Genomic DNA, 9,119 nt, shown 5'->3' with positions numbered 1-9,119 from the left:
GGGCTGGTGGGGGGGGGGGGGGGGGGGGGGGGGCGGGGGGGGCCCCCCCGGGGGGGGGGGGGGGGGGGGGGGGGGGGGGGGGGGCGGGGGGCCGGGGCGGGGGGGGGGGGGCGGGCCCCCCCGGCGGCGGCGGAGTGGATCAGGCGGTCACGGCGATTCAGACCGTGGCCGACCGCTCAGGCTGTGACGGTTGCTCAGGCCGTGACCGTGGGGAGCTTCGCGGTCAGCGCGGTGGGGACCTTCACCACGTCGGCGGCGTTGTAGCTGCCGGCCGCGGCGGCCTTCTTGCTTCCGCCGACCACCTGCCAGACGGTGGCGCTGTCGGAGGACTGGATCAGGGTGCCGTCCGCCGGGGCGGCCTTGGCGGCGGCGGCCTGCTCCCAGGTGCCGGGGACGGCGCGCAGCGGGAGCTTGTCGTAGCCGTAGCCGGTGTAGTCGGCACCGCTGAGGAGGACGGCCATGCCGCCGGCCATGACGTAGACGTTCGGGTCGGTGCCGTTGGCGTTCTTGACCAGGGTGCCGTTGGCGAGCGGGCGGGCGGCCTGGGCGGCCTCCCACTCCTCCGGGACGCCCAGGACGGGCTGGTTGGCGTAGGAGGTGGTGAACTCGGCGCCGGTCAGGGGCAGGGCGGAGTTGTTGACGACGACGTAGACGCTGGGGTCGGTGCCGGCCTGGCCCTTGATCAGGGTGCCGTCGGCGACGCCATTCTTGGCGAGGGTGCCGAGCCAGCTGCCGGGGGCCGCCGCGAGCGGCTTGCCGTTGTAGCCGTCGGCGGTCCATTCGGCGCCGGAGATGTGGGCGGCGGTGCCGCCGACCATCACGTAGCGGCCCGGGTCGGTGCCCGCGGCGTCCGCCAGGACGGTGCCGTCGGCGGGGCCCTTGGCGGCGGCGGTGCCCAGCCAGGCGCCGGGCACGCCCAGGACGGGCTGCTTGTCGTAGCCGTCGGCGGTCCACTCGGTGCCGGAGATCGGCGCGGCGGCGCCGCCGACCATCACGTAGCGGGCCGCGCCGCCGGCCTCGTCCATGACGACGGTGCCGTTGGCGGGGGCCTTGGCGGCGGCGGCGTTCAGCCACTGGCCGGGCACGCCCATCAGGGGCCGGAGGTTGTAGCCGTCGGCGGTCCACTCGTCGGCGGAGATGTGCAGGGCGGCGCCGTTGACCATCACGTAGCGGGCCGAATCGGCGCCGGACTGGTCCATCACCACGGTGCCGGAGGTCAGCGAGCCGGCGGCGGCGCTCTTCAGCCAGTCGCCGGGCACGCCCATCAGGGTCTGCTTGTCGTAGCCGTCGGCGGTCCACTCGTCGGCGGAGATGTGCAGGGCGGTGCCGTTGATGATGACGTAGCGGCCCGGGTCGGCACCGGACTGGTCCATCACCACGAGTCCGGTGGACAGGGTGTTGCCGACGGCGCCCTGCAGCCAGGAGGTGGGCACGCCCATGTCGGAGCGGGTGTTGTAGCCGTCGGCGGTCCAGTCGTTGCCGGAGATCGGCAGGGCGGAGCCGCCCACCACGACGTACCGGGCGGAGCCGCCGGCCTGGTCGTGCACGACGGTGCCCGGCGGCGGGACGGTGGGCAGGGCGTTGAACGCGCCGTCGTCCACCGTCACGATCTTGTTGAGGTCGTAGCCGTCGGCGGCGACGTCGGAGCCGGCCACCGGCACGCCGGCGCCGTTGATGATGACCTTGACGGACGGGCCGTTCGGCGACTTGACCAGGGTGCCGGCGGGCAGCGAGGACGGCGAGACGTTGACGTCCTCGACGACGTTCTTGTAACGGCGGGCGTGGTACTCGCTGTTGGGGTGGGAGTCGAGGGTGCCGTTGATGGACATGCCGGTGCGGTGCTTCACCGGGGTGGAGCCGAAGGAGTAGTAGGAGAAGGTGGTGTGGGCGTCGTCGTCCCACTTCTCGAAGAGGATGACGTGGTTGTAGTAGCTGTCGAGGATGTCGCCCGGGCGCAGGTCACTGCGCGGGATCTCGTAGCTCTCGCTGTCCCAGAGCGCCCGGGTGTCGGCGCTGTAGCCCATGTGCCAGGCCATGGAGACGTAGCCGGAGCAGTCCGTGCGGTAGCTGCGGCCGCTGGAGTCGCGGAACGTCCCGCCCTGGTTGTACGTCAGGCCCGGGTTCTGGTTGAACCAGTACTGGGCCCGGGAGAGGATCTCGGACCGGCTGATCTGACCGCCCACGGTGGACGTGGTGGCCGCGCTGGCGACGGTGGTGGTGAAGGCGGTCACGGCTATCGCGCCGGAGGCGGCGATGGAGGCGGCGAGGGCGACGCGGGTGAGCTTGGACAGCTTGGACGAAGGCATGGCGGAGTGAGTCCTGACGGCGTGAAGGGTCCGGGGTGGTGCTCGCGCGGACACCGGTGGTCGGCGCGGAAGTCGGTGGGGCGGGCGCCCGGCGGGGACGGCTGCCCTGCAGGAGCAGCGGTCGGGTGGCCTGGGCGGCGCGGGGTGGAGCGGGCGGGCCTGGGGCCGCGCGGTGGGAGCGGGCGGGCCTGCGGGGCCCGGGCCGTCAGTCCCAGATGGTGTTCGCCGGAGCGGCGGCGGTGGGGGCGTCCCAGATGGTGTTGGCGGACGCCTGGCCCGCGAGCGGGAGCAGGGCGGTGAAGGCGAGGGCGGTGACCGCGGCGGCCTTGGCGAGGGAGGAGCGCAGCATGGTGGTGGAACCTTTCGGGAGCTGGAACGAAGGGGTGGTGCGGCCGGTCTCGCGTCCCGCGGTTGACGCTTCACCGTGCCTTCCGGGCTGTGCTCCCGGCTGACGAGTACTACTTTCGCCGCAGCTCAGGGCGGGTGGAAGAGCTTTCAGATGGACGGAAACGGCAGTGACCGATTCCGTCCAGCCGGGCCGCTTCCGGACAGCAGGCGCTCATAGAACGGGGCCACCAGCGGGGCCCCGACGCGCAGGACAGTCCACCCCCCGAAGGCCGGGAGGGCCGGCAGCGCGCGGCGGCAGAAGCCCGCGACGGCGGATTCGGCCTCGGTGAGCCGCTCGGCGAGCACGTAGACACCGAGCACGGCGCCGGAGCCGGTGTCCTCGTGCACGACGACGTGCTCGATGCGCTCGGCGGGCAGGGCGGCGGCCAGCAGGGCCCGGGCGAGGTCCGCCCCGAGGGCCGCGCCGGGGGCGGGGGCCCGGAGTTCGGCGTGGATCAGGTACATGGGACGGACTCTGCCGAACCGGCGGCATCGCAGCATAGGGGGGCAACGCGGACGGTTCCGGCGCTGTCCGGAACCGTCCACCGGCCGTTCTGGTCCGGTCGAACACCGTGTGGAATGATCGCGTGCGCGGCGATTCACGCTTTACGCACAGGGGGAACGGGCATGCTTGCGGCGCTTGGGCTGGACGCTGTCTCGGAGTCGGTCTACCGCACCATGCTGGCGCATCCCGGTGACGGGGTGCGAGCACTGGCCCAGCGGCTCGGACACGGCGAGGAGGAGATCCGCCGCAGCCTCGACCTGCTGAGCGAGCTCGCCCTGCTGCGTGTCTCCTACGAGCGGGAGGGCGAGCTGCGGGCCGTGCCGCCCGAGGTGGGCATGGAGCTGCTGATGGCCCGGCAGCAGGCCGAACTCGCGGCGCAGCAGCTGCGGATCGAGGCCTCCCGCGCGGCGGCGGCCCAGCTGATCGCGGAGTACGCGGACCTGAAGCCGGCCGCCGTGCACGCCGGGGTGGAGCAGCTGGTCGGACTCGATCAGATCCGGGACCGGATCGCCTCCCTGGCACGCGAGTTGACGACCGAGATCATGACCTTCGCGCCCGGCGGCGGACACAGCCCGGCCAGCATCGAGGCCTCGCGCCCGCACGACCGGGCACTGCTGGCCCGGGGCGTGCGGATGCGGACGGTGTACCAGGACAGCGTGCGCAACAGCCTGCCGACGGTGGCGTACGTGGAGTGGCTGGCGGAGCTGGGCGGGCAGGTGCGCACGATGCCGGAGCTGCCCACCCGGATGATCATCTTCGACCGGAAGGCCGCGCTGATCCCGGTCAGCGGGGAGGACACCCGCGCCGGAGCCGTGGTGCTGACCGGGCACGGCACCCTGGTGGCGCTGTGCGCCCTGTTCGAGCACGTGTGGGTGCAGGCGCAGCCGCTGGGCGGAGCGACGGCCGCGGCGAAGGAGGACGGCGCCCTCAGCGCACAGGAGACCACCGTGGTGCGGCTGCTGGCGCAGGGGCTGACGGACGATGCGATCGCCAAGCGGCTGGGGGTGTCACCGCGCACGGCACGGCGGGTGGCGACGGAACTGATGGACCGGCTCGGGGCGCGCAGTCGCTTCGAGTTCGGGGTGCGGGCGGTGCAGAACGGCTGGCTGCCGGCTCGGGCTTAAGTACCGTACGGCCCGGCGGTTCCGGAACCCCATCTGTCGGGTGAGGGGGTGGTCCGCCGCCGAAATCCGGTGGTCCGACCGCCGTACGCCGTTCGACAATCGCCGGATGACCGACGATGACCAGATCGACTGGGACCGCTTCCGAGCCGCCCGCCGGGCCTGCACCCGCTTCCTCTCCGGCAGCCGCCCCCTCACCATCCACGAGCGGCTCACCACCCTGATCGCCGCGACCGAGCCGGACGTCCGCCCCGACTTCTACGGAAACGGCGGCCCGGTCGGCGAGTTGGAGGAGCGCACCGCCGCGCTCCTCGGCACAGAGGGCGCGGTCTTCTTCCCCACCGGCACGATGGCCCAGCAGGTCGCCCTGCGCTATCACGCCGAGCGGACCGGCAACCGGGCCGTCGCCCTCCACCCGCTCAGCCACATCGAGCGGCACGAGCGCCACGCCCACACCCAGCTCACCGGGCTGCGCGGCCTGTGGCCCACCACCGAGCAGCGCCAGCCGACGCCCGAGGAGTTGCGCGCCCTCGGCGAGCCCTTCGGCACGCTGGTGGTCGAACTCCCCCTGCGGGACCCCGGCTACCTCCTCCCCACCTGGGAGGAGCTCACCGAACTCACTGCCGCCGCCCGGGAATCCGGCGCCCGGGTGCACTTCGACGGCGCCCGGCTCTGGAACACCACGGCCCACTTCGGCAAGCGGCTCGACGAGATCGCCGCGCTCGCCGACAGCGTCTACGTCTCCTTCTACAAGGACCTCGGCGGCATCAGCGGCGCCGCCCTCGCCGGGGACGAGGCGCTCACCGCCTACGCCCGCACCTGGCGCCACCGCTACGGCGGCCAGCTCTACCAGCAGTGGCCGGCCGCCCTCGCCGCGCTCTCCGGGCTGGACACCGCGCTCCCCCGGCTTGCCGGTTACGCCGCCCACGCCGCGACGCTCGTCCCGGCCCTGGCCGCCCTCCCCGGTGCCCGGATCCACCCGGCGGCGCCGCCCACCCACGAGTTCCAGCTCTGGCTGCCCCACCCCGCGAACGCCCTGAACGCCGCCGCCCTCGCCCTCGCCGAGCAGGAGAAGACCTGGTTCCTGGACTGGACCGACGCCGCCCCCGGCCTCGCGATGGCCGAGGTGAGCCTCGAAGGCCCGGCGCAGGACTGGACGCCGGGCGAGGTGACCGAACTCGGCCTGCGCTTCCTGGAGTTGGTCGCAGCCGAGAACGGGAGCCCCGCCGCCCACCAGGCCTGACCGGCGACGTCACCGAACCCCGCACCGGCAAAGGGTTGGCGGGCACCCGACCCTTTGTGTCAGAATGACGATTATGAGCAAGCAGCATGTGGGGGGCTTCGCCGACGTCCGCGACCGCGAGGAGCTGGCGGCCCTGATGACCACCGGGGCACAGCCGAAGTGGGTGATGTTCTGGGGGCACACCGTACGCAAGGGCCGTGAGCCACGACAGGAGTGCCTGAGCCAGTGGTGGCCCGGGCGGTTCACCGTCGACGGGGTGACGTACGCCTCCGCCGAGCACTGGATGATGGCCGGGAAGGCCCGGATGTTCGGGGACGAGGCCGTCGAGCAGCGGGTGCTGGAGGCCCGTACGCCCGCCGAGGCCAAGAAGCTGGGCCGACTGGTCAAGGACTTCGACGAGAAGACCTGGTTGGCGGGCCGGTTCGACCTGGTGATCGAGGGAAACGTCGCGAAGTTCGGCCAGGACGAGACCCTGCGGGAGTACCTGCTGGGCACCGGCGGCCGCGTCCTGGTCGAGGCCAGCCCGGTGGACCGGATCTGGGGCATCGGGCTCGCCGCGGACGACATCCGGGCCGAACGCCCCCTGGAGTGGCGGGGGTTGAACCTGCTCGGGTTCGCCCTGATGGAGGCGCGGGCACGGCTGGCCGGATGAGGCCGGTCGTCGCACTGCCGGACGGGGCGGTGGCGGTCTCGACCGCCACCGCCCCGCTGCTCGCGGTCGGCTACGCGGTCGCGCGGTTCACCCCCCGCCCGCACTACGAGGCGACCCTCCTCCGGAGCACGACCGGCGCACTTCTCTCAACGGCCGCCCTCTGCACGCCCCTTGACACCACTCGGGCACGACTGGCCGCGCTCCCGTAACTCCTTCGCCACATTCCGACGCCAGGATGGCCCGAAGTCAGGGTTCAGATGGACAGGTTGGGGCGATCATGCGCATGCGGTCGACGGAAGAATCCGCAGGCCGGCAGCCGGAGGGCGAGCAACGGGCCGCCGAACTCCGGGCAGAACTGGACGAGTTGCTCAGCGCGAGCCGCTACGCGGGCCAACGCGAACGGCGGCTGAACGAGGCGATACGGGCGGCCCCCGGCCGCCGGCGCCCGGACGGCGACCTGCTGCGGCAGCTCGCCCAGGCCCGCACCCTCCGCGAGGGCCTGGGCGCACGCTGCCTCGAACTGAGCGACCAACTCCACGAGTTGGAGTCCCACCTCAGACAGGGGCAGCATCCGGAAGACCGACAACCCCCGCAGCACCCACAACCCCCGCAACCCCCGCTCCCCCCGGAGCCGCAGTCTCGCCAGGCCCCGCCGCCACCGCCGCCCGCCCGGCCCGACCTCGGCACCCTCACCGAGCGGGTCACCGGCCTCCACCGCCGCGGCGCCTTCCCCGAGGCCGAGGAACTGCTGAACCAGGCCGCCGCCCGCCTCGCCCCCGCCGACGCCGCATTACTGGTCGGGATGCTCTCCCAGCGCGGCCCGACCGGCGCCTCGCTCCACCTGGCCCGCACCACCGCCGACGGCTCCCCGGACCACGCGGTCGCCGTACTGGCGGAACTGCGCGAACTGGGCCTGGCCGAGGAGGCCGCCGAACTGTTCCACGCGTTCTGGAGCTACCCGGCGTCCACCGTCCCGGCCCTGCTCGCCGCGCTGGAGCAGGCCGGGCAGCACGCCGACCGCGCCACACTGCTCTGGGAATGGGGATCGGCCCCGACGCCGGAGCTGACCTCCCTCGCCGCCTGCCTCCAGCAGCACGGCCGCCCCGCCGACGTCCGGACCCTGCTGCGCCAGGCCGCCGGCCGCCCGACCGCCGACCTCGCCGGCCTCGCGACGGAGCTGCCGCCCGCGCTCGCCACCCTCCTGCTGCACGAGCTGGCCACCCTGCGCCCGCCCGTCGAACTGGTCCGCCTGGCCGCCGCACTGGACCGCCGCCCCGACCTCTACGAACAGCTGCTGGGCGCGCTGCTCGCGGACGGGTCCCGCCACCGCACCACCCTGGCCGCCCTGCGCAGCGCCGGGCTGTCGACCGCCCTGCCGGGCGCCCAGCGCTCCCGCTGGGGCCGGCGCCAGTAAGCGAGCGCCGCCACCGGGCAGGCGGAAAGCGGGGAGCCCCCGCCCGCCCCCGTGCAGGAGGACGGCCGGGGGCTCCCCGGGGTACCGGACTCAGCAGCCGATCAGACGGGCCGCCAGGTAGCCCTTCACCTGGTCCAGCGACACGCGCTCCTGCGACATGGTGTCGCGGTCGCGAACGGTCACCGCGTTGTCCTCAAGGGTGTCGAAGTCGACCGTGACGCAGAACGGCGTACCGATCTCGTCCTGGCGGCGGTAGCGCTTGCCGATCGCGCCCGCGTCGTCGAACTCGACGTTCCACGCGGTGCGCAGGTCGGCGGCCAGGCCGCGGGCCTTCGGGGAGAGGTCGGCGTTGCGCGACAGCGGCAGGACGGCGACCTTGACCGGGGCCAGGCGCGGGTCGAGCCGCATGCCGACGCGCTTCTCCATGACGCCCTTGGCGTTCGGCGCCTCGTCCTCGAAGTAGGCGTCGATCAGGAAGGCCAGCATGGCGCGGTTGAGGCCGGCCGCCGGCTCGATGACGTACGGGAAGTACCGCTCGCCGCTCTCCTGGTCGAAGTACTTGAGGTCCTGGCCGGAGGCCTCGCTGTGCACCCGCAGGTCGTAGTCGGTGCGGTTGGCGACGCCCTCCAGCTCCGAAAACTCGCTGCCACCGAAGTTGAAGCGGTACTCGATGTCCACCGTGCGCTTGGCGTAGTGGGAGAGCTTCTCCTTCGGGTGCTCGAAGAAGCGCATGTTCTCGGTGCGCAGGCCGAGGCCGACGTACCAGTCCCAGCGCTGCTGGAGCCAGTACTCGTGCCACTGCTCGTCCTCGCCCGGCTTGACGAAGAACTCCATCTCCATCTGCTCGAACTCGCGGGTGCGGAAGATGAAGTTGCCGGGGGTGATCTCGTTGCGGAAGCTCTTGCCGGTCTGGGCGATGCCGAACGGCGGCTTCTTGCGCGAAGTGGTCTGGACGGCCTTGAAGTTGGTGAAGATGCCCTGGGCGGTCTCGGGGCGCAGGAAGGCCAGGCCGCTGGCCTCCTCGGTGACACCGAGGTGGGTCTTCAGCATGCCCGAGAAGTCCTTGGGCTCGGTGAACTGGCCCTTGGTGCCGCAGTCGGGGCAGTTGACGTCCTTGAGGCCGTTCGGCGGCGGGAAGCCGTGCTTGGCCTCGTACTTCTCCTCCAGGTGGTCGGCCCGGTGGCGCTTGTGGCAGGAGAGGCACTCGGTCAGCGGGTCGTTGAAGGTGGCGACGTGGCCGGAGGCCTCCCAGACCTCGCGGGCCAGGATCACCGACGAGTCGAGTCCGACGACGTCCTCACGGGCCTGGACCATCGTGCGCCACCACTGGCGCTTGATGTTCTCCTTGAGCTCGACACCCAGCGGTCCGTAGTCCCAGGCGGCACGCGTGCCGCCGTAGATCTCGCTGCAGGGGTAGACGAAGCCACGGCGCTTGCTCAGGCTGACGATCGTGTCGATCTTGTCGGCGGCCACAGTGCTCTCTTCAGTACG

9 protein-coding genes are annotated in these 9,119 nt (G+C 72.7%); 5 read left to right on the top strand and 4 right to left on the bottom strand.

The genetic code is table 11. The annotated features are described in order from the left end of the window. Positions 1-194: 194 nt before the first annotated feature. The 3 genes from ACIG5E_RS26890 to ACIG5E_RS26880 form a co-directional block, all read right to left on the bottom strand. Entirely contained in the window at positions 195-2,306 is a 2,112-nt protein-coding gene (locus ACIG5E_RS26890; RefSeq protein ID WP_396537498.1) for a hypothetical protein, read from the bottom strand. Positions 2,307-2,511: 205 nt separating this feature from the next. Beyond that, complete coding sequence (locus ACIG5E_RS26885) at positions 2,512-2,655, bottom strand: hypothetical protein (protein WP_396537497.1); 144 nt, start codon at positions 2,653-2,655, stop codon at positions 2,512-2,514. Between the two features lie 146 nt (positions 2,656-2,801). After that, a complete protein-coding gene (locus ACIG5E_RS26880; protein WP_396537495.1) occupies positions 2,802-3,158 on the bottom strand; it encodes a hypothetical protein in 357 nt (118 codons plus the stop codon). A gap of 162 nt (positions 3,159-3,320) precedes the next feature. Between ACIG5E_RS26880 and ACIG5E_RS26875 the strand changes: the two genes are divergently transcribed. The 5 genes from ACIG5E_RS26875 (at position 3,321) to ACIG5E_RS26855 (ending at position 7,628) form a co-directional block, all read left to right on the top strand. Further along, positions 3,321-4,322: a LuxR C-terminal-related transcriptional regulator gene (locus ACIG5E_RS26875; protein WP_396537493.1), complete on the top strand. Its 1,002-nt coding sequence runs from the start codon at positions 3,321-3,323 to the stop codon at positions 4,320-4,322. Between the two features lie 106 nt (positions 4,323-4,428). After that, on the top strand, positions 4,429-5,562 hold the full coding sequence (locus ACIG5E_RS26870; RefSeq protein ID WP_396537492.1) for a threonine aldolase family protein: 1,134 nt from the start codon (positions 4,429-4,431) through the stop codon (positions 5,560-5,562). A gap of 73 nt (positions 5,563-5,635) precedes the next feature. Beyond that, positions 5,636-6,214: an NADAR family protein gene (locus tag ACIG5E_RS26865; protein WP_396537490.1), complete on the top strand. Its 579-nt coding sequence runs from the start codon at positions 5,636-5,638 to the stop codon at positions 6,212-6,214. After that, positions 6,211-6,423 (top strand): hypothetical protein, encoded by a 213-nt coding sequence (locus ACIG5E_RS26860; protein WP_396537488.1) that lies wholly within the window; start codon positions 6,211-6,213, stop codon positions 6,421-6,423. Before ACIG5E_RS26865 ends, ACIG5E_RS26860 begins: the two co-directional genes overlap by 4 nt. Positions 6,424-6,497: 74 nt before the next feature. Further along, positions 6,498-7,628: a hypothetical protein gene (locus ACIG5E_RS26855; RefSeq protein ID WP_396537486.1), complete on the top strand. Its 1,131-nt coding sequence runs from the start codon at positions 6,498-6,500 to the stop codon at positions 7,626-7,628. 90 nt (positions 7,629-7,718) lie between these two features. Here the strand turns inward: ACIG5E_RS26855 and ACIG5E_RS26850 are convergent, their stop codons facing one another. Next, on the bottom strand, positions 7,719-9,101 hold the full coding sequence (locus ACIG5E_RS26850) for a glycine--tRNA ligase (RefSeq protein WP_396537484.1): 1,383 nt from the start codon (positions 9,099-9,101) through the stop codon (positions 7,719-7,721). Between the last annotated feature and the right edge of the window lie 18 nt (positions 9,102-9,119).

The organism is Kitasatospora sp. NPDC053057 (assembly GCF_044546945.1).
In the GTDB taxonomy this organism is placed as follows: Bacteria; Actinomycetota; Actinomycetes; order Streptomycetales; family Streptomycetaceae; genus Kitasatospora.
The sequence above is the reverse complement of the archived record's forward strand: the minus strand, read 5'-3'. Positions and strand labels throughout refer to the sequence as shown.